Origin of the sequence: Streptomyces sp. CoH27 (assembly GCF_020181035.1) — a bacterium.
GTDB lineage: Bacteria > Actinomycetota > Actinomycetes > Streptomycetales > Streptomycetaceae > Streptomyces > Streptomyces camelliae.
Genome location: NZ_JAIQYY010000008.1, coordinates 210,149 through 229,441, shown reverse-complemented (window position 1 = coordinate 229,441; position 19,293 = coordinate 210,149). Strand labels below are relative to the sequence as shown.

The window sequence follows — 19,293 nt, the reverse complement described above, 5'->3', positions numbered from 1 at the left end:
CGGGAAGCGGTGGAAGCGGTGGAAGCCGTCGAGGTCGGAGAAATCGCCCGCGACATGGGACCGGGACCCTTTCGTCCCACATGGAACGGGTTGTCCTCGCGCCGGTTCGAGGGGACGGACGCGGAGGAGGGGGGCGGCGGTCATGGCCGGGAAGTTATCCACAGGCTGCGGACACTCGCCACACAATTGTCGGCGCGGCCAGGCAGTATGGGCGCATGACTGGGGTGATGAGTGAGAGCAACCGGCCGGGCACGCACAGTGCGCCGGCCACGCCGGACTGGGAGAAGCGCTTCCGGGCGCCACGGGTGTCGCTGCCCGACTGGGCGGAGGACGCGCCGCACCGCTCCCTGTTCGTGTCGAACGCGACGGGGACGTACGAGCTGTATGCCTGGGACCGGGCGTCGGGCGAGCAGCGGCAGGCGACGGACCGGCCGAACGGCACGACGGACGGCGTGCTCTCCCCGGACGGCACCTGGATCTGGTGGTTCGACGACAAGGACGGCGACGAGTTCGGCATCTGGCGCCGCCAGCCCTTCGCGGGCGGCGCGGCCGAGCCGGCGGTCCCCGGCCTCGCCCCCTCCTACCCGGCCGGCCTGGCCCTGGCCCGCGACGGACGCACGGCGGTCGTCGGCCGCTCCACGGACGAGGACGGTACGACGATCCACCTCGCGCGCGAGGGCGAGGCCCCGGCCGAGATCTACCGGCACCGCGAGTCGGCGGGCGTCGGCGACCTCTCCCACGACGGCACCCTGATCGCCGTCGAGCACACCGAGCACGGCGATGCGATGCACGCGGCGCTGCGCGTGCTGCGCCCGGACGGCACGACGGTCGCCGAGCTGGACGACACCAAGGGCGGCACGCAGGAGCTGGGCCTGGAGGTGCTCGGCTTCGCCCCCGTCGAGGGCGATGCCCGCCTGCTCATCGGCCATCAGCGCCGGGGCCGCTGGGAGCCGCTGGTGTGGGACGTGGCGACGGGCGAGCAGACCGACCTCGACCTGGAGCTGCCCGGTGACGTCAGCGCCGAGTGGTATCCGGACGGCTCGGCCCTGCTCATCGCGCACGGCTTCGAGGCCCGCAGCGAGCTGTTCCGCTTCGACCTCGCCACGCGCGAGCTGACCCGCATCTCCACCCCGCCCGGCACGGTCTCCGGCGCCACGGCCCGCCCCGACGGCAGCGTGGAGTACCTGTGGTCGTCGGCCGAGGAGCCGCCGGCCGTGCGCTCCACCTCCGGCGGGGTCGTGCTGGACCCGCCGGGTATTGTCTGCCCGCCGTCGGTGCCGGTGGAGGACGTGTGGGTGGAGGGGCCCGGCGGCCGCATCCACGCCCTGGTCCAGAAGCCGGTCGGCGCCACCGGCCCCCTCCCCACGGTCTTCGACCTGCACGGCGGCCCGACCTGGCACGACAGCGACTCCTTCGCCGCGGGCCCGGCCGCCTGGGTCGACCAGGGCTACGCCGTGATCCGCGTCAACTACCGCGGCTCCACGGGGTACGGCCGGGCCTGGACCGACGCGCTGAAGCACCGGGTCGGCCTGATCGAGCTGGAGGACGTGGCGGCGGTCCGCGAGTGGGCGGTGTCCTCGGGCCTCGCCGACCCCAGCCGCCTGGTCCTCACCGGCGGCTCCTGGGGCGGCTATCTCACCCTGCTCGGCATCGGCACCCAGCCCGACGCGTGGACGGTGGGCATCGCGGTCGTGCCCGTCGCGGACTACGTCACCGCGTACCACGACGAGATGGAGGCCCTGAAGGCCATGGACCGCACCCTGCTCGGGGGCACCCCCGAGGAGGTCCCGGAGCGCTTCGCGGCGTCCTCCCCGCTGACCTACGTCGACCAGGTCAAGGCACCGGTCTACATCTCGGCGGGTGTCAACGACCCGCGCTGCCCGATCCGCCAGATCGACAACTACGTCAAGCGCCTGGAGGCGAGGGGCGCGGTGCACGAGGTCTACCGCTACGACGCCGGCCACGGCTCGCTGGTCGTGGACGAACGCATCAAGCAGGTCCGCCTGGAGATGGACTTCGCGGCGAGACACCTGCCGGGGGCGTAGGTAGGGCCTGTCCGGCGGATCAGGTCGGAGGAAAAGTGCGGCGCCTGATCAGGGCCCTGGCGGTCAGCGGAGTTCCGCCAGGCCCCGGCGGGTGGCGGCCACGACGACCCGGTCGCCCTTCTCCAGGACGTGGTCGGGGGCCGTGTCGGTGCGGCCCTCCAGGGCCAGGACACGCCAGGAACCGGCCCGGAAGGCCTCGCGGACCGTGCGGCCCTCCAGCTGGGGGTGGGCGGCGACGTCCACCGCGGCGAAGAGCAGGACCCTGCGCTCCACGGGGATCGCGCCCAGCACCTGCCGGCCCAGCATCGCCCCGGCGAACGCGGGCGCGGCCAGGTGCGTGACGCTGCGGCTCCGGGTCAGGGCGTGCGGGTACGCGGCCCGGAGCGTGCGGTACACCGCGGTGGCGAAGTCGTCGTCGTAGAGGCGCAGCACCACCCGCAGATCGGGGCGTACGGTGCGCGCGTACAGCACGGCCTCCAGGTTCGTGGTGTCGGCGCTGGTCACGGCGAGCAGGGCGTACGCCCGGTGGATCTTGGCGGCCTCCAGCACACCCTCCTGGGTGACATCACCCAGGACCACCGGCACCCGCAGGCTGCGCGCGGTCGCGAGGCCACGCGCCTCCGGGTCGGACTCCACGCACACGACGGGGACGTTCAGCTCGCGCAGCCGGGTCAGCACCCGGGTGCCGATCTTCCCGAGCCCGAGCAGCACCACATGCCCGCCGAGGCCGCGCGGCGGTTTGCGCAGGGCGGAGGCGGTGCGGAAGGTGCCGAGCGCCTCCAGCACGGCCGCCAGCAGTACCGGCAGCAGCAGCAACCCGACGAGACCGGAGAGGAGTTGGAGGATCTGGCGGCCCAACGAGTCACCGATGGCGGGGTTGTCGATGGCGAACAGGTCGAGGAGCGTGAGGTAGAAGGCGCCCAGGGGGTGGATACCGGTCACCAGCCACAGTGAGACGGCGAGCGCGACGACACAGCCCACGATGCCGGCCAGCGACCAGCGCAGCCGCCGGGAGAAGAGGGAGGCGAGGGGCGGCACGCCACCCACCCCGCGACCGCCCGCCCCGCGACCGCCCCTCCTCCGGCGGCCGGGCGTGGCCGGCTCCGGGCCGACCGCCGCCGACGCCTGCTCCAGCACCAGGGCCGTCCGCCCGGCGGCCCGCCCCCGTTCCACCTCCTCGTCGTCCGGCAGCAGCCGGGGCTCCTGCTCCGCGGTGCCGTCGTGCTCGTCCGTACCTGCCGTGGCGGCGGGGTCGTTGCCCGACAGCAGGGCCAGCGTCGGCAGCCCGGAGCCGGCGGCCGGCCCGCCCTCGGGCAGCGGGCGTTCCACGGCCCGCAGCAGCAGCCCCTCGGTCTGCACGACCTTGCTGGTGCCGGCGACGGCGGTGGCGGCGAGCGCGGGCGCGGCGGTGTCGGCGTCGGACAGCACGGTCGTGGAGGCGTCCGCGCCGCCCTCGCCGCCGCCCGTCGCCAACGCGGCCGCCTGGTCGAGGAGTTCCTCGATGTGCTGGCCCAACCGGCGGTTGTAGAGCCGGAGGACGAGCCGGAGGCGGGGGTTGAGCCGGCGGGCGGTCAGCGCGGCGCGGATGTTGGTCTCGTCGTCGTCGAAGACGAGGGCGAGCGCGGCGGCCCGCTCCACCCCGGCCTCGGCGAGAACGGCCTCGGTGAGGTCGGCGGCCTCCAGCACCCGGGGCCCGTCGGCCCCGCCCGCGCCACTGGCCGCACTCGCCGGCGCCGTCGCAGTCCCGGTGACGGCGCCCGCCCGGTTCACCGCGGCGCTGACCATACGGTCGAACAGCGCCGCCGACGCGGCGCGGGCCCGGCCGACGACCGGAGGACGGGCGGTGCGCTCGTTCGGTGGCAGCACCAGGGTGACCTGCTCGCCGTAGACCCCGCGCAACTCGGCCGCCAGCCGGTGCGCGAGCCCGTCGTCACCGCACACCACCATGTGCGCCGCCGGGGCACCACCCCCCGGCCCCCCTTGATACGGAACGCTCGCCACGAGGGAAAAGAGTGCCCCAAGGAGAGGAGTGGTTCCAGCAACGGTGTGAACGCCCGAGGGACCATGCGCGTACGCAGGGGGAGCGAGCCAGGACAGCCAGCCGGAGGTAACCACCCGTGGCCATCACCGAAGAAGCCCCGCCCGGCACGGAGACCGGCCCCGGAACCGAAACCGGGGCGGAGAGCCGACGGGGCAACTCCTCGCTGGTGCTGACCCTGCTGCTGGTGCTGGCGGTGCTCGCCCAGTCCCCGATCCGCGGGCTCCTCGGCACCCCGTTGATGCAGAGCTGGATGACGGTGTTCGTCGCGGTGACCGTGCAGGCGCTGCCCTTCCTGGTGCTCGGCGTGCTGCTCTCGGCGGCGCTCGCGGTGTTCGTGCCGCCGTCCTTCTTCGCCCGCGCTCTGCCCAGCCGCCCCGCCCTGGCCGTCCCGGTGGCCGGAGTCGCGGGCGCGATCCTGCCGGGCTGCGAGTGCGCGTCGGTGCCGGTGGCGGGCGCGCTGGTGCGCAGGGGAGTCACCCCCGCCGCCGCCCTCGCCTTCCTCCTCTCCGCCCCCGCGATCAACCCGATCGTGCTGACCGCCACCGCCGTCGCCTTCCCGCGCAACCCGGAGATGGTCCTCGGCCGGTTCGCCGCGAGCCTGCTGGTGGCGTGTGCGATGGGCTGGCTGTGGCAGCGGCTGGGCCGCACCGACTGGCTGCGCCCGCCGGCCCACGGCGCGCACGAGGGCGCGACCAAGGGGGAGGCGTTCTGGAACTCGGTACGGCACGACACGGTGCACGCCGGCGGCTTCCTGGTGCTCGGCGCGATGGCCGCCGCGACCCTGAAGGCGGTGGCCCCGGCGTCCTGGCTGCGCACGGCCGCCGGCAATCCCCTGGTCGCGATCCTCGCCCTGGCCGTCCTCGCCGTGCTGCTGTCCATCTGCTCGGAGGCGGACGCGTTCGTCGCGGCCTCCCTCACCCAGTTCTCCCTGACGGCCAAGCTGGTGTTCCTGGTGGTGGGCCCGATGATCGACCTCAAGCTGTTCGCGATGCAGGCCGGCACCTTCGGCCGTACCTTCGCCCTGCGCTTCGCCCCCGTCACGTTCGTGATGGCCGTCGCGGGCGCCGTGGTGACCGGGACGGTGCTCCTGTGAACCGTCAGTCCCAGGCCGCCGTCATGTTCCTGCTCGGCGCCGCCCTGCTGCACGCGGGCAGCACCGATCTGTATCTGCGCTACGTCAAGGCGGGCCTGCAACCGCTGCTGCTGGCCTCGGGCGCGGTGCTGATCGCGGGGGCGCTGGCGACCGTCTGGTACGAGCGCAAGCGCCATCGCCTGCGGCACCAGCCCCACGAAGGCCACGCCCACGAAGGACACGCCCACCCCGAGCCCCGCATCTCCTGGCTGCTCCTGCTCCCCCTCCTCGCCCTCATCCTCATCGCCCCGCCCGCGCTGGGCTCGTACAGCGCCCTGCGCTCCGGTACGGCGCTGCAAAAGCCGTACGGCCTCGGGCCGTTGCCCGGTGGCAGCGGGCCGGTGCAGCTGTCCGTGGTCGACTACGCCTCCCGCGCCGCCTACGGCAACGGCCGCTCCCTGGACGGCCGGACGGTCCAGGTCACCGGATTCCTCGCGCTGGACGGCTCGGGCGCGCCGTACCTGGTGCGCATGGCCCTCAACTGCTGTGCCGCGGACGCCCAGCCGGTCAAGATCGCGCTGACCGGCCAACTGCCCCCCGTGCTGCGGCCGGACGCCTGGCTGACGGTGACCGGCAGCTACAGCCCCCGGCTGAGCCGCGACCCCGTCAACAACGGCCCGATCCCCTATCTGAAGGTCACCTCGGCACAGCCGGTACCGGTGCCGCAGGACCCGTACGACGAGACCTGGAACAACTGAGCGCCTACGTCAGATCGAACCGCTCCAGATCCCGCAGCCACGCCAGCGCGTTCCCGTCCGACGGCGCCCGCCAGTCGCCTCGGGGCGACAGCGCGCCGCCCGCCGAGACCTTCGGGCCGTTGGGCATCGCCGAGCGCTTGAACTGGGAGAAGCCGAAGAAGCGGCGGATGAAGACCTCTAGCCAGCGGCGGATCTCGGGGAGGTCGTAGGAGCCGCGTTCGGCCTCGGGGAAGCCGGGGGGCCAGGCGCCCGACTCGCGGTCGTGCCAGGCGTGCCAGGCCAGGAAGGCGATCTTGGAGGGGCGGAAGCCGTAGCGCAGCACGTGGTAGAGGGTGAAGTCGTGCAGCGCGTACGGGCCGATCTTCGACTCGGTGGACTGCAACTCCTCGCCCGGCACCAGCTCGGGGCTGATCTCGGTGTCGAGGATCGCGGCGAGGATCTTGCCGGTCTCGTCGTCGAACTGGCCGCTGCTGATCACCCACCGGATCAGATGCTGGATCAGCGTCTTCGGCACGCCGGAGTTGACGTTGTAGTGGCTCATCTGGTCGCCGACGCCGTAGGTGCACCAGCCGAGCGCCAGCTCGGAGAGGTCGCCGGTGCCGAGGACGATGCCGTCGCGCTGGTTGGCCAGCCGGAACAGGTAGTCGGTGCGCAGGCCCGCCTGGACGTTCTCGAAGGTGACGTCGTAGACCGGCTCGCCCGCGGCGAAGGGGTGGCCCATCTCCTTCAGCATCAGCCGCGCGGTCGGCGTGATGTCCAGCTCGGCCGCCGTGACGCCGAGCGCGCGCATCAGCTTGTGGGCGTTGTCCTTGGTGTGGTCGCTGGTGGCGAAGCCGGGGAGGGTGAAGGCCAGGATGTCGGTGCGCGGGCGGCCGGCGCGGTCCATCGCGCGGGCGGCGACGATCAGCGCGTGCGTGGAGTCCAGGCCGCCGGAGACACCGATGACGACCTTCGGGCCGCCGATCGAGGCGAGGCGCTGCTGGAGCGCGGCGACCTGGATGTTGTAGGCCTCGTAGCAGTCCAGGGCGAGCCGCTCGGCGTCGGCCGGCACGAACGGGAAGCGCTCCACACGCCGGCGCAGACCCAGGTCGGCGGTGGCGGGCGGGGCGAGTGCGAAGGAGACCGTGCGGAAGTCGCCGGTGCGCGCGGCATGCGTACGGCGGTTGTCGTCGAACGTGCCCATCCGCTGCCGTTCCTGGCGCAGCAGATCCAGATCGACGTCGGCCACCGCGTACTGCTCGCCGGCCGGGAAGCGCTCGGTCTCGGCCAGCAGCACCCCGTTCTCGTAGATCAGGGTCTGGCCGTCCCAGGACAGGTCGGTGCTCGACTCGCCGAGACCGGCCGCCGCGTAGACGTAGGCGGCGAGGCAGCGCGCGGACGCCGAGCGGCACAGCAGCTTGCGGTCCTCGGCGCGGCCCACCGTGATCGGGCTGCCGGAGAGGTTGAGCAGGACGGTCGCGCCGGCGAGGGCCGCCTCCGTGCTGGGCGGCACCGGGACCCACATGTCCTCGCAGATCTCGGCGTGCAGCACGAGGCCGGGGACGTCGTCCGCGGCGAAGAGCAGGTCGACGCCGAAGGGGAGGTCCGTGCCGCCCAGGCGGATCGTTCCGCCGCGCTCGTCGTCGCCGCCGGCGATCTGCCGGCGCTCGTAGAACTCGCGGTAGTTCGGCGGGTACGACTTCGGTACGACGCCCAGGATCCGGCCCCGGTGCACGACCACCGCGCAGTTGTAGATCCGGCCGCGGTGGCGCAGCGGGGCGCCGACGACCAGCACCGGCAGCAGCTCGGCCGACCCGGCGACGACGGTGGCGAGCGCCTTCTCGACGTCGTCGAGCAGCGCGTCCTGGAGGAGGAGGTCCTCGATCGCGTACCCGGACAGGCACAGCTCCGGGAAGACGGCGACGGCCACGCCCTCCTCGTCGCACCGGCGCGCGTGGCGCAGGACGGAGGCGGCGTTGGCGGGCGGGTCGGCGATGACGGTGTGGCCGGTGCAGGCGGCGACCCGTGCGAAGCCGTGCTGATAGATCGACCAGAAGCTCAACGGGACGCCCTCTTTCCGATGCGACTTTCCTACGAGGGAAGCCTAAACGCCGTGTCTCCACCCGCCGCCCACCTGCGGGTTTCAGCGTGCTGAAGCCCTCCCCGGCGGCTGAAACCCGGTTGAAGCCGCCGTGAACCGCCCCCGCCGCACGCTCTACGGCATGACGACGACCGACCACGAACTCGCGATCGCGGCCACCGGGCTGCGCAAGGCCTACGGGGACAAGACCGTCCTCGACGGCATCGACTTCCAGGTGCCCGCCGGCACGATCTTCTCCCTCCTCGGGCCGAACGGCGCGGGCAAGACCACGGCGGTCAGCATCCTGTCCACCCTGATCTCCGCCGACGCGGGCCAGGCGCGGATCGCCGGGCACGACCTCACCGCCGAGGCCCACGCGGTCCGGGGCGCCATCGGGGTCACCGGGCAGTTCTCCGCCGTGGACGGGCTGATCACCGGCGAGGAGAACATGCTGCTGATGGCCGACCTGCACCACCTCTCCCGCCGGGAGGGACGGCAGGTCACCGCCGACCTGCTGGAGCGCTTCGATCTGGTCGAGGCCGCGAAGAAGCCCGCCTCCACCTACTCCGGCGGCATGAAGCGCCGCCTCGACATCGCCATGACCCTGGTCGGCAACCCGCGGATCATCTTCCTCGACGAGCCGACCACCGGCCTCGACCCGCGCAGCCGCCACACCATGTGGCAGATCATCCGCGAGCTGGTCTCCGGCGGTACGACCGTCTTCCTCACCACCCAGTACCTGGACGAGGCCGACGAGCTCGCCGACCGGATCGCGGTGCTCAACGGCGGCCGGATCGTCGCCCAGGGCAGCGCGGCGGAGCTCAAGCGGCTCGTGCCCGGCGGTCATGTACGGCTGCGGTTCGCCGACCCGGCGGCGTACGAGCGGGCGGCGACCGCGCTGCGCGAGGCCTCCCGGGACGACGACGCCCTCAGCCTCCAGATCCCCAGCGACGGCAGCCAGCGCGAGCTGCGGGCCGTCCTCGACTGGCTCGACGCCGCCGGCATCGACGCCGACGAGCTGTCCGTGCACACCCCCGACCTCGACGACGTGTTCTTCGCCCTGACCGGCAGTTCCGTACCCGCCCAGACCGCCCCCCAGACCACCGCTCGGACCGCCGACAAGGAGACCGCCCGATGAGCACCGCCGGCCACGCCTTCCGCGACAACCTCACCATGCTGCGACGCAACCTCCTGCACGCGCGCCGCTACCCCTCTCTCACCCTGAACCTCCTGCTCACCCCGGTCATCCTGCTGCTGCTCTTCGTCTACGTCTTCGGCAACGTGATGAGCGCGGGCATCAACGGCGGCCACGCGAACCGGTCCGACTACGTCGCCTACCTCGTCCCCGGCATTCTCTTCCTGACCGTGGCCATGACCTCGCTCGGCACCGCGGTGTCCGTGTGCACCGACATGACCGAGGGCATCATGGCCCGGTTCCGCACCATGGCGATCTCCCGTGCCTCCGTGCTGACCGGCCACGTGGTCGGCAGCGTGATCAAGACGATGACGGCTCTGGTGCTCGTCCTGGGCATCGGACTGGCCATCGGCTTCCGGCCGAACGCCACGCCGGTGGAGTGGATCGCGGCGGCCGGGCTGATGGCGCTGGTCAGCCTCGGGCTGACCTGGATCGCGGTCGGCATGGGCCTGGTGAGCCCCAACCCCGAGGGGGCCAGCAACATCGGGACCCCGCTGGTCATGCTGCCGTTCCTGTCCAGCGCGTTCGTACCGGTGGACGCCATGCCGGGCTGGTTCCGCTGGTTCGCCGAGTACCAGCCGTTCTCGCCCGCCATCGAGACCCTGCGCGGGCTGCTGCTGGGCAGCGGGATCGGCACGAAGAACGTGGTGCTGGCCGTCGCGTGGTTCGTGGGGATGACGGTGCTGGGTTATGTGTGGGCCAGGGCGACGTTCAACCACGAGCCGAAGCGGTGAGAACGCGGGAGGGGCGGGGCGTCACCCCGCCGTCAGCTCCCTCAGCACCTCCGCCCGCACCTCCTCCCGTCCCAGGGCGGCGTACTTCGACCTCGCGTCGGTGTATGCCGCCCTGTCGGCGTTCTCGGCCGCCTCCCGGGAGCGGGTCAGGGACATGGTGGGGAAGTCCCGTACCGCCGGCATCCGTTCCGCGAGCGCCATCAGCCGGACGGCTCCCGCGTCGCCCCGGGCCAGTCCGGCGAAGCCGAGGGCCAGCAACACCGTGCCGTTCACCGACGTTTCGGCCGCACCCCGGCCGGCCCCGTCGGACAGCATCCCGAGCAGCCGCGCCCGCAGCTCCTCGGCGAGGCCGGCCACCGGCTGGAGCCGGCCGGCCTGCGCGTGCGCCGCCAGCGCGCCCGAGCGCACCGTCAGCGACCACGGCTCCACGAACGGGTCATCGGGATACAGCAGGCTGTCCTCCCGGATCTGCGCGACCGCCCGGCGCCACAGCCCGAGTCCGACCTCGGTCAGCCCCCGGGCCAGCGCGATCTCCGCCCGGTTCGGCAGGTCGGAGCTGAAGACCTGGGCGGACTCCGGCGGCCGGTCCAGTGCCGCGAGCCCCAGCCAGTACTCCGCCTCGTCGACGTCCCCGCGTTGCAGGCAGGCGAGCACCAGCGCCGAGTGCACCCCGACCGAGTCCGACCAGTCGCCGAACCCGCTGAACTCGCTGAGCGCGTCCAGCGCAGCCCGCAGATGGCCGTACGCCTCCGCGCCCCGCTCGGACTGCAGACACAGCTCGCCGACCCGGCCCTGACTGAGCAGTGCCGTGGCCGGATTGCCGAGCGGATTCAGCGCGTCGAGCGCCCGGCGGGCGTACTCCAGCGCGCGCTCCGTCTCGTGCTGCGCTTCCCACACATAGCTCGCCACGGTCGCCGCGACGCCCGCCAGCAGCGGTTCGCCGGCCGCGCAGAGCTCCTCCAGCCGCTCGTACCCCGGCGGCTGAATGTCCGGTACGGCGCACAGCACGACGGCCAGCGCCCGCAGCAGGGTGTCCGGCGGTGCGGGCGGCAGCCGGCGCAGGGTGACCAGCTGCCGTAGGGCGGCCTGCGGGCCGTGGGCCATGAAGAGGCTGGCCGCGCACACGGCCGCCGCGCTGCGGGCCGGCTCCGCGTCCTCGGGGTTCCGGGGCCCGGGGCGGAACCGGGACAGCGGCCCGCCGGTCTCGGCGACGAGGGCGGCGAGCCGGGGGTAGTTGGAGTCGATGGCCCACAAGGAGGCCAGTACGCCGGCGAGGGCGGCGATGGCGGGTCCGTCGGCGCGGGCCAGGGCGTGCCGCAGCGCCAGGACGAGGTTGTCCTGCTCGGCGCGGACGCGCAGCCAGGCGGGCACCGGGTCGGGGCCGAACAGCACGTCGTGGTGGGCGCGGCCGAAGTCCCGCGCCCAGGCCAGGAACCGGTCGGTGACCGCCTCCTCCTCGCCGGCCTCGGCACGCCGGTCGGCGCCGAACTCCCGCAGGGTCTCCAGCATGCGGAAACGCACCCCGGACGGGCTGTCGTCCACCTTGATCAGGGACTGTCCGGCCAGCTGCTCCAGCAGCGCCAGCGTGTCCCCGGTCTCGCCGAGGACGTACTCCGCCGCGTCCTCGGCGAAGCCCCCGGGGAACACGGACAGGGCGCGCAGGGCTGCCCGGCCGTCGGGTTCCAGGAGGTTCCAGCTCCAGTCGACCACGGCCCGCAGCGTGCGGTGCCGCTCGGGGGCGTCGCGGGCGCCGCCGCGCAGCAGCGCGAACCGGTCCCGCAGCCGGCGGGAGATCTCGGGCACGGACAGCACCCGGACCCGGGCCGCGGCCAGCTCCACGGCGAGCGGCAGCCCGTCGAGGTGCCGGCAGATCTCGGCGACCGCCTCCGCGGGCAGCTCCACGCCGGGCCGGGCGGCCCGCGCCCGCTGGGTGAACAGCTCCACCGAGGTCGTCAGGGACAGCTCCGGCAGCGCGTACACCGACTCCGACGTCAGCCCCAGCGGGGCCCTGCTGGTGGCCAGGACCCGCAGCTTGCTCGACCGCGACACCAGCGCCTGGACGAGGGCGGCGGCGCCCGCGACGACGTGCTCGCAGTTGTCCAGCACCAGCAGCGCCGGCCCGGTGCCCAGGGCACCGACGATGCCGGTCACCGTGTCCCCGCCGGCGAACCGGCTCTCTCCGGCGCCGACCGCCGAGGCGACCTCACCGGCCACGTCGTCGTCGGCGGTGACACCCGCCAGCGGGACGAAGTGCACCACGGGCTGCTCGGCGGCCCGGCTCACCGCGTGGGAGAGGCGGGTCTTGCCCAGCCCGCCGGGGCCGGCGAGGGTCACCACCCGGGCCTCGCGCAGCAGCCCGGTCACGGCGGCGAGGTCGGCCTCCCGCCCCAGCAGCGGGTTCGGGTCGTGCGGCACGCCGTGGCGGACCGGCGGGGCGTCGGCGCTCAGCAGCTCCTGGTAGACGGCCCGGAGTCCGGGGCCCGGATCGGTTCCCAGGTCGTCCCGCAGGGCGCGGCGGTAGCCGTCGTACCGGGTCAGCGCCGCGGCCCGGCCGGCGGTGGCGGCCTCGCAGCGCAGCAGCTCCGCCAGCACCTCCTCGTCCCGCGGCAGTTCCTCAGCCAGCCCGGCCAGGGGCGCGGTGGCCTCTTCCCGCCGCCCCAGCCGGGCGAGCGCGAGCGCCCGGGAGCGGACCAGCGCCCGGTGCGTGCGCACCCGCGCGGCCCGCAGCGCCACCACCGGATCGTGCAGATCCTCTCCCGACCCGGCGGCCACACTCCCGTCCCACAGCGCGAGCCCCGCCTCGGCCCGGGCGAGGGCGCCCTCGTGATCCCCGGCCCGCGCGCGCTCGGCGCTCGCCGCCTCGTGCAGCAGCAGTGCGGCGCTGTCGACCCGCGTCTCCTCCAGCGCCAGCCGGTAGCCGTTCGGCGTGCTCACGACCACCTCGGCCCCGAGCTGCGCCCGCAGCCGCGACACGAGGATCTGCACCGCCTTGCCCGGCCGCTCCGGCAGCTCCTCGGCCCACAGCCCCTCCACGAGCCGCCCGGTGCTGCATCCGGCCCGCAGGTCCTCCGCGAGCAGGGCCAGCAGTCCGCGCAGCCGGGGTGCGGTGATCTCCCGGCCACGGAAGGCGACTTGGGGCAGCAGGGTCAACTCGGTCGTCACACGTGCAGGTTAGCCAGCGGTCACGAAAGACCGGAGGCCCGGAGCACCGCCGGTTCCGTCTCGCCGTCGACACGGTGGCCCAGCCGGTCCAGGACGTCCGCGCCGTGACACAGCGTGCCGCACGGGAGCGAGCGGCGCACGCCGGTGCCGGGACCCGCGCTCAGGCGTGCCCGGCGGGACCGGCGACCGTCGCTGAGGCGGCCCTGACGGGGCGGTGCCGGATCCTGACGCGGCCCTTACGCGCCCGATAGGGTGAGGGCAGGTGTGCCGGGAAGTCTGGTCGGCCGGAGGCCGGGGTGGCTTCCGCAATCCCCTTCCGTGTTGTCGGAGGGAATTCCCAGGGGGACGGCATGCGCAGCGTCGGTACGGTTCTCGCCCTCGTGGTCCTCGCCACGGTGGTCGCCACCTTCGCGCGCCGGTGGCGGATCCCGGCGCCGTCGCTGCTCGTGGTCGCCGGTCTCGCCGTCGCGCTGCTGCCGGGCACCCCGCAGATCCAGATCAGCCCGCAGATCATCGCCCTCGTCGTCCTGCCCCCGCTGCTCTACGCGAGCGCCGAGGACATGCCCTGGCGGGAGCTGCGCGCGGTGTGGAAACCGGTCGGGATCCTCGCGATCGGCCTGGTGCTGGCCTCGGCGGCGGCCGTGGCCGCGGTGGCGGCCCTGATCACCCCGCTGCCGTGGCAGATGGCGTTCGTGCTGGGCGCGGTGCTGGCCAGCACCGACCCGGTGGCGGTCACCGCGCTGGGCCGCCGGCTCGCGCTGCCGCCCCGGGTGCAGGTCCTGGTGCAGGCGGAGAGCCTGTTCAACGACGCGACCTCGCTGGTGCTGGTCCGGGTGGCGGCGGGCATCGCCATCGCCGCGGCGGCCGCGGACTGGGGCTCGGCGAGCGGCGAGTTCTTCCTGCTCGCCGGCGGCGGCACGGTGATCGGAGCGGCGGTCGCGGGAGTGATCGCCCTGATCCGGCGCCGCACCGAGGATCCGGTGCTGGAGACGGTGATCGCGCTGGTCACCCCGTACGCCGCCTACCTCCTGGCGGAGGCCGCGCACACCTCCGGCGTGACCTCGTGCGTGGTCGCCGGAGTGGTCCTGGGCGGCCGGGGCGACCGCCTCACCAACGCCCGCATCCGCCTCCAGCTGCACGCCGTCTACGGCACCGTCGTGTTCCTGCTGGAGAGCGTGGTGTTCAGCCTGATCGGGCTGGCCCTGCCCGCGCAGGTGCGGGCGCTGGCCCACGGCGACCGGGCCTGGCCGCTGTACGCCCTCGCGGTCGCCGCCACCCTGATCGCCGTACGGCTGCTGTGGCTCGCGCCGCTGTCGGCGGTCGTGCAGCGCAAGGGCGGGCTCGGCCGCCTGAACTGGCGGATCCCGGTGGTGCTGACCTGGGCCGGCACCCGGGGCGTGATGCCGCTGGCCGCCGCGCTGTCCATCCCCGAGGTGACGAAGAGCGGCGCACCGCTCGACGGCCGCGCGCTGGTGCTGGTCCTGACCACATCGGTCGTGGTCGTCACCCTGGTCGTGCAGGGCTTCACCCTGGCCCCCGTCGTCCGCGCCTCCGGCATCGCCCTGGAGCCCGCGCACACCGCCCGCGAGGAGGCCCAGGCCCGCTCCCACCTGGCCCACGCCGGTCTCGCCCGGCTGGAAGAACTGGCCGAGCTGGAGGCCGTGTCCGACGTCGTCCTCGACCGCCTCCGCCGCGGCCTCACCGCCCGCCTGGAGGACGCCCGGGACCGGCTGGCCGAGAGCAACGGGGAGAACAGCGCGGCCACCGAGTCGGCCGACCTGGTCTACCGGCAGTTGCGGCGGGACCTGATAGCGGTGGAAACGGCGGAACTGCACCGGCTCTACGACGCCCACGCCATCAGCGACACCACGCGGCGGCGGCTTCAGCGAGCGCTCGATCTGGAGGAGGCGCGGTTGTCGGATGCGTGACGCTTCGCTGAGGGGCCGGTTCCGGGCGCCGGACGCCCGAGGAAGCCGCGAGGACATCTCTGTGACGATCGCCCGGATCACGGGTCGGTCACGCACCTGCCCGGGCCTGAGCGCAGGCTCGCTGAGCGACTCAGTCACACATGCCGGCCATGCTCTGCGCGGCATCGAGGACCAGGTGCCACGGGTACTCCTTCGGCTTGCCCTGGCCCGGCTGGTTCGGGACGAAGCCGCCCTCGCCGTACAGGACGCGCACGCCCATGTCGCGCAGCTCCGCGACGCTCCGGTCGAACTGGCGGTGCTGCACGTAGGCCGCGTTCACGCAGGGCATCGTCACCATGGGGATTTCCTTGCCGATGCCTTCGGCGGCGACGCCCACCACGAAGTCTCGTGTGATCCCGAGAGCCCATGCGTTGATCGTGTTGAAGGTCGCCGGCGCCATTGCGATCACATCGGCTTTCGGCCATACGTCCGGCTCGCCCGGCAGCTTGTACTCGCTGCGCACCGGGTGCCCGGTCAACCGTTCCAGCTCCGCCAGCTGCGGTGCGAGCCAACGGGCGGCGGTCGGGGTGAGGCCGAGGCACACGTCGAACCCGCGGGCCTGCGCATCCTGAATCACCGACGCGGCTTCGAAGACGGGCGGGGCCGCCGAGCCGAACAGGTACAGCACACGATCCGTTGTCGTCATGGTCATGGGGCCATCCGATCACGCGCAACCGCCCCCACTCTCAGGGGAGTCGGGGGCGGAAGGCTGCACCCACGCCGCTCGGCGCGGGTACTTTTCCAAGTGGGTGCTGAGAACGGAGACCACTATGCCCCCACTGGACGACAACCACACGGGCGCACGCATCAAGGAACAGCGCCGACTGGCCAGGCTCACGCAACGCCAACTGGCCGACCGTCTCCCGTACTCCTACAGCTTGGTCAACCAGGTCGAGTGCGGCGCGCGCCCCGCCACGGCAGACTTCGTGGCCGCGTGCGCCAAGGCACTCAGCATCGATGTGACGGTGCTGACCGGGCAGCCGTACGTGACCGAATTGCAGCGGGACCGTCTGGCCGAACTGGTCCGTCCCATCCGGGAATCCCTCGACCTGTACGACCTCGGCCCCAATCCGGATCTGACCGTAGGCCCGGCCGAGCAGCTCATCGCAGGTGCCGACGCGTTGTGCGAAGAGGTCCGTGCCACGCACCTGCGCAACGCCGCCCGCCGGCTCCCCGGCCTCATCGCTGAACTCACGCACAGCGCCTGGTCGGCGTCCTCGACCGAGCTGTGGCGGGCCCTCGCCTCGACCTACCGCACCGCGCACGACATCAGCGTGAAGCTCGGCTATTACGATTTGTCCGCGGTGGCCCTGGACCGCATGGACTGGGCGGCGCAGCGCGCCTCCGACCCGTGCCTGTCTGCCGTCCGCCAGTACATGCGGGCCCTGGTGTACTTCCGTGAGGGCGAATACCGGATCGGGCAGCGCCTCGCCGCCTCCGGCCACAACGCCGTCGCACAGGCCGGCGACACCCGCGAGGCCCTGGCCGTCGCCGGGCAGCTGCACCTCGGGGCCTCGGTCATCTCCGCGCGAGCCGAGGACGAGACGGCGGTGAAGACCCACATTGCCGAGGCCCGTCGGATTGCGAAGCGGATCGGTGACGCCTCCGAGGTGCACTGGCTCAGTTTCGGCCCGACCAACGTGGACTTGCATGAGATGTCCGCCGCTGTCGAGATGCACCAGTACGACGTCGCATTGAAGAGGGCCCGCAAGATCGGCAAGAAGCTGCCGACACAATTCGCGACATCCCGTCGCGCCCACTTTCTGATCGACCAAGCCCGCACCGAGATGGAGACAGGGCACACCGAGGACGCGCTCAAGTCCCTGGTCGAAGCCCGGCGCATGGCCCCTGAACAGACGCGGTATCACCCCGCTGCCCGCGAGACGATCACCGGCCTCGTGCACCTGTCACGCCGAACCCCGGACACCCTCAGTCACATGGCCGCCTGGGTCGGCCTGTAGGGAACGCTCACAGCGCTCACAACACTGTGAGCGTTCCGGCCTTCTCGGAGCGTCACGCTGTTCTCACACTTCGTCAACGACGATCGGGGAGCAGCGAGGTGCCCCACGGCTGGAACGGTCTGACGTGCACCCTCGCCACTCGCCGCCGTCGTCGCAAGCTCAGGCCCGGCGGCCGCGCACACGGCCCCGGGAGTGGCCAACGCTCGAACCAGAGAGGGAGCGTCGACACCATGAAACCTACCGCTGCACCCGGGACTACTGCACTACGGCCGGTCGTATCGGAGCCGGGTGCGCTGGTCCACTCCGCCGCTGACCGGCGGCTGGCCAGCGAGCACTGGCTGATGGCGACCTGTCCCGCGTCGGGTCACGAGCGGATCCGGGCGGAGTGGCAGGAGAACAAGGTGGCGCTGCTGCCGTTGGGAACCCTGTTCTCCGCCGTGCGGATCCCGGGTCGCCTGATCTTCGCGACGGCCCTGACGGAAGATTTCGAAGAGGTCGACGCCTTCCTCGACGACGCCCTGAAGGGCGGGCCGGTCATCTGTGACCCGTCCAGCCGCCGCTACTACGCGCTCGTGCCCGCGAGCATGGCCCGTACCTGGCACAAGGCGGCGGACGAGTGGCGGGCGAAGTCGGACGTCGAGGTCCTCGGCAGCGGCACCTACCTCGGCGTACCACGGCTCGACCTGACCGAGTTCGACCCGCAGGGACACGTCTCCTACTGGTCGGTCCCGATGGCGTCGGCCGCCGCGCTGTGTGCACCGCTGACCGTCGCACGGCTGATCGCGGCCGGACAGCACGCGACGCCGGACGACTCCCGGTAGTCGGGCTGGTCAGGCAAGACCCACTGAAGTGAAGGAGAGGACGATGAAGGTACGTATCGAACTGCACGACCAGCCGGGCGAGGGTGACGGCGACGGCCACCCCGGGCAGCCCTGGCAGCCTCCGCAGGACCCGCCGAGCCCCGACGGTTCCAGCCCCGAAGGCGACGGGAAGCACCGCAGGTGACACCCGACGTTCTTCGTACGGACCGCCCCGGCCGCACAGAGCTGGGGCGGGTCCTCATGGCATCCGGTGCGCTGTCGTCGGACTGGGCGCCGACGTTCACGGCCGTCGACCGGGCCGCGTTCCTTCCGGATCTGATGTGGCCGTACGACCTGGACACCCGCGCGAGTGTCACGGTCGACAAGCGGGAGGACCCGGACGCCTGGTACGCGGCGGCGGACAGCAACGTTCCCATCGTGACCCAGTGGGACGACGGCGCCCACTCCGGGCCAAGCCCGGGGAGGCTGTCCACGAGTTCGTCCTCCATGCCCGCCACGGTCTACCTCCTGCTCCAGGACCTGGCCGGGGAGGACGGCATGCGCGTGCTGGACGTGGGCACGGGCACCGGCGAGACGGCCGGCGCGCTGACCCACCGACTGGGGCCCGGCCACGTGACGACCGTCGAGGTGGACGGGGTCGTGTCAGGGACGGCCCGGGAGCGGCTGTGCCGGTACGGCCTGTACCCGGAGGTGGTTGTCGGCGACGGGTTCGAGGGGTACGCCGACGCCGCACCGTACGACCGCGTCCTCGCCACAGTAGGTGTCCGGGAGATCTCTGGTGCCTGGGTCACCCAGACCCGGCCCGGGGGGATCATCCTCGCCTCGTTCGGCACCCCCTACGGCAACGCCGACGCCATGGTGCGCCTGGAGGTCAAAGGGGAGGTGTCTATGGGCCACTTCACCCGGCGGGTGGAGTTCATGAAGCTCCGCACACAGAGGGGCCCCGACATCGGCGCGGACGACTACCTGTCCGCGGGCCCCCTGGCGGACGCCGACAACGACAGGACCTCCCTCACGGAAGGGGAGTTCCTGACCGGCCAGTGGTCCGATCTGCCGTTCGTACTGGGTCTCCGGGTGCCTGCCTGCCGCCACATGGTGGCGGACAAGCGTGACGGCGCGCGGCCGGTGTGGTTCTACAGCCTGTCCGACCTGTCGTGGGCGTGCGTGATGTTCCGGGACGGGGAGGCGGAGGCGGAGGTCTGGCAGTCAGGCCCGCGCCGCCTGTGGGGCGAGGTGTCCGACGCCTACCACTGGTGGCAGGACCAGGGGTCTCCCGACGTGACCCGGTTCGGGCTCACGATCGCACCTCACGGTCAGCGCGCCTGGCTGGACGACCCGAAGGAGTCCTGGCCGGTCTGACGTCCCGAGCGGCGCGTTTATCTTGGGAGTGAAGGCGGGCGAGTTCGCCCACTTCGTGAACTGACCGGCTCGGTGCGGGAGAAACCGTGATCCGACCTCCCGCCAGCATGCTCCCGTTC

Annotated in this window: 14 protein-coding genes; 10 read left to right on the top strand and 4 right to left on the bottom strand. The window is 72.9% G+C overall.

All coding sequences use genetic code 11. From position 1 onward, the window contains the following. Positions 1 to 227 precede the first annotated feature (227 nt). Positions 228 to 2,045, top strand: coding sequence for a prolyl oligopeptidase family serine peptidase (locus LE548_RS15190; protein WP_225097356.1), 1,818 nt, complete (start codon positions 228 to 230; stop codon positions 2,043 to 2,045). Positions 2,046 to 2,108: 63 nt separating this feature from the next. Here LE548_RS15190 and LE548_RS15185 read toward each other — a convergent pair whose 3' ends face one another. Continuing rightward, positions 2,109 to 3,992, bottom strand: a complete 1,884-nt coding sequence (locus LE548_RS15185) for an NAD-binding protein (RefSeq protein WP_225097476.1) — start codon at positions 3,990 to 3,992, stop codon at positions 2,109 to 2,111. A 170-nt stretch (positions 3,993 to 4,162) separates the two neighbouring features. On the opposite strand from LE548_RS15185, the gene LE548_RS15180 reads away from it, so the two are divergent. Together LE548_RS15180 and LE548_RS15175 are read left to right on the top strand one after the other, a co-directional pair. Next, entirely contained in the window at positions 4,163 to 5,179 is a 1,017-nt protein-coding gene (locus LE548_RS15180) for a permease (protein ID WP_225097355.1), read from the top strand. Then, positions 5,176 to 5,916 (top strand): TIGR03943 family protein, encoded by a 741-nt coding sequence (locus LE548_RS15175; RefSeq protein WP_225097354.1) that lies wholly within the window; start codon positions 5,176 to 5,178, stop codon positions 5,914 to 5,916. Before LE548_RS15180 ends, LE548_RS15175 begins: the two co-directional genes overlap by 4 nt. A gap of 4 nt (positions 5,917 to 5,920) precedes the next feature. Here LE548_RS15175 and LE548_RS15170 read toward each other — a convergent pair whose 3' ends face one another. After that, on the bottom strand, positions 5,921 to 7,957 hold the full coding sequence (locus LE548_RS15170) for an NAD(+) synthase (RefSeq protein WP_225097353.1): 2,037 nt from the start codon (positions 7,955 to 7,957) through the stop codon (positions 5,921 to 5,923). A gap of 160 nt (positions 7,958 to 8,117) precedes the next feature. On the opposite strand from LE548_RS15170, the gene LE548_RS15165 reads away from it, so the two are divergent. Then, entirely contained in the window at positions 8,118 to 9,113 is a 996-nt protein-coding gene (locus LE548_RS15165; RefSeq protein WP_225097352.1) for an ATP-binding cassette domain-containing protein, read from the top strand. Further along, a complete protein-coding gene (locus tag LE548_RS15160) occupies positions 9,110 to 9,904 on the top strand; it encodes an ABC transporter permease (protein WP_225097351.1) in 795 nt (264 codons plus the stop codon). Before LE548_RS15165 ends, LE548_RS15160 begins: the two co-directional genes overlap by 4 nt. A gap of 21 nt (positions 9,905 to 9,925) precedes the next feature. Here the strand turns inward: LE548_RS15160 and LE548_RS15155 are convergent, their stop codons facing one another. Beyond that, complete coding sequence (locus LE548_RS15155) at positions 9,926 to 13,066, bottom strand: BTAD domain-containing putative transcriptional regulator (protein ID WP_225097350.1); 3,141 nt, start codon at positions 13,064 to 13,066, stop codon at positions 9,926 to 9,928. Positions 13,067 to 13,416: 350 nt separating this feature from the next. On the opposite strand from LE548_RS15155, the gene LE548_RS15150 reads away from it, so the two are divergent. Then, positions 13,417 to 14,994: a Na+/H+ antiporter gene (locus tag LE548_RS15150; RefSeq protein WP_225097349.1), complete on the top strand. Its 1,578-nt coding sequence runs from the start codon at positions 13,417 to 13,419 to the stop codon at positions 14,992 to 14,994. Positions 14,995 to 15,124: 130 nt separating this feature from the next. On the opposite strand, the gene LE548_RS15145 is transcribed toward LE548_RS15150, so the two are convergent. Then, entirely contained in the window at positions 15,125 to 15,679 is a 555-nt protein-coding gene (locus LE548_RS15145) for a flavoprotein (RefSeq protein ID WP_225097475.1), read from the bottom strand. 124 nt (positions 15,680 to 15,803) lie between these two features. On the opposite strand from LE548_RS15145, the gene LE548_RS15140 reads away from it, so the two are divergent. The 4 genes from LE548_RS15140 to LE548_RS15125 all read left to right on the top strand — a co-directional run bounded on the left by LE548_RS15140 (position 15,804) and on the right by LE548_RS15125 (position 19,174). Then, complete coding sequence (locus tag LE548_RS15140) at positions 15,804 to 16,994, top strand: helix-turn-helix domain-containing protein (protein WP_225097348.1); 1,191 nt, start codon at positions 15,804 to 15,806, stop codon at positions 16,992 to 16,994. Between the two features lie 230 nt (positions 16,995 to 17,224). Further along, positions 17,225 to 17,815, top strand: a complete 591-nt coding sequence (locus LE548_RS15135) for a hypothetical protein (RefSeq protein ID WP_225097347.1) — start codon at positions 17,225 to 17,227, stop codon at positions 17,813 to 17,815. 43 nt (positions 17,816 to 17,858) lie between these two features. Then, positions 17,859 to 17,999: a hypothetical protein gene (locus LE548_RS15130; protein WP_225097346.1), complete on the top strand. Its 141-nt coding sequence runs from the start codon at positions 17,859 to 17,861 to the stop codon at positions 17,997 to 17,999. Between the two features lie 56 nt (positions 18,000 to 18,055). Further along, positions 18,056 to 19,174 (top strand): methyltransferase domain-containing protein, encoded by a 1,119-nt coding sequence (locus LE548_RS15125; RefSeq protein ID WP_225097345.1) that lies wholly within the window; start codon positions 18,056 to 18,058, stop codon positions 19,172 to 19,174. Positions 19,175 to 19,293 lie beyond the last annotated feature (119 nt).

Bases quoted from the DNA above. Each gene is read 5' to 3' on its own strand.
- LE548_RS15190 (WP_225097356.1), top strand. From the start codon at position 228: ATGAGTGAGAGCAACCGGCCGGGCACGCACAGTGCGCCGGCCACGCCG.
- LE548_RS15185 (WP_225097476.1), bottom strand. From the start codon at position 3,992: ATGGTGGTGTGCGGTGACGACGGGCTCGCGCACCGGCTGGCGGCCGAG.
- LE548_RS15165 (WP_225097352.1), top strand. From the start codon at position 8,118: ATGACGACGACCGACCACGAACTCGCGATCGCGGCCACCGGGCTGCGC.
- LE548_RS15160 (WP_225097351.1), top strand. From the start codon at position 9,110: ATGAGCACCGCCGGCCACGCCTTCCGCGACAACCTCACCATGCTGCGA.
- LE548_RS15150 (WP_225097349.1), top strand. From the start codon at position 13,417: ATGCGCAGCGTCGGTACGGTTCTCGCCCTCGTGGTCCTCGCCACGGTG.
- LE548_RS15145 (WP_225097475.1), bottom strand. From the start codon at position 15,679: ATGACGACAACGGATCGTGTGCTGTACCTGTTCGGCTCGGCGGCCCCG.
- LE548_RS15140 (WP_225097348.1), top strand. From the start codon at position 15,804: ATGCCCCCACTGGACGACAACCACACGGGCGCACGCATCAAGGAACAG.
- LE548_RS15135 (WP_225097347.1), top strand. From the start codon at position 17,225: ATGAAACCTACCGCTGCACCCGGGACTACTGCACTACGGCCGGTCGTA.
- LE548_RS15130 (WP_225097346.1), top strand. From the start codon at position 17,859: ATGAAGGTACGTATCGAACTGCACGACCAGCCGGGCGAGGGTGACGGC.
- LE548_RS15125 (WP_225097345.1), top strand. From the start codon at position 18,056: ATGGCATCCGGTGCGCTGTCGTCGGACTGGGCGCCGACGTTCACGGCC.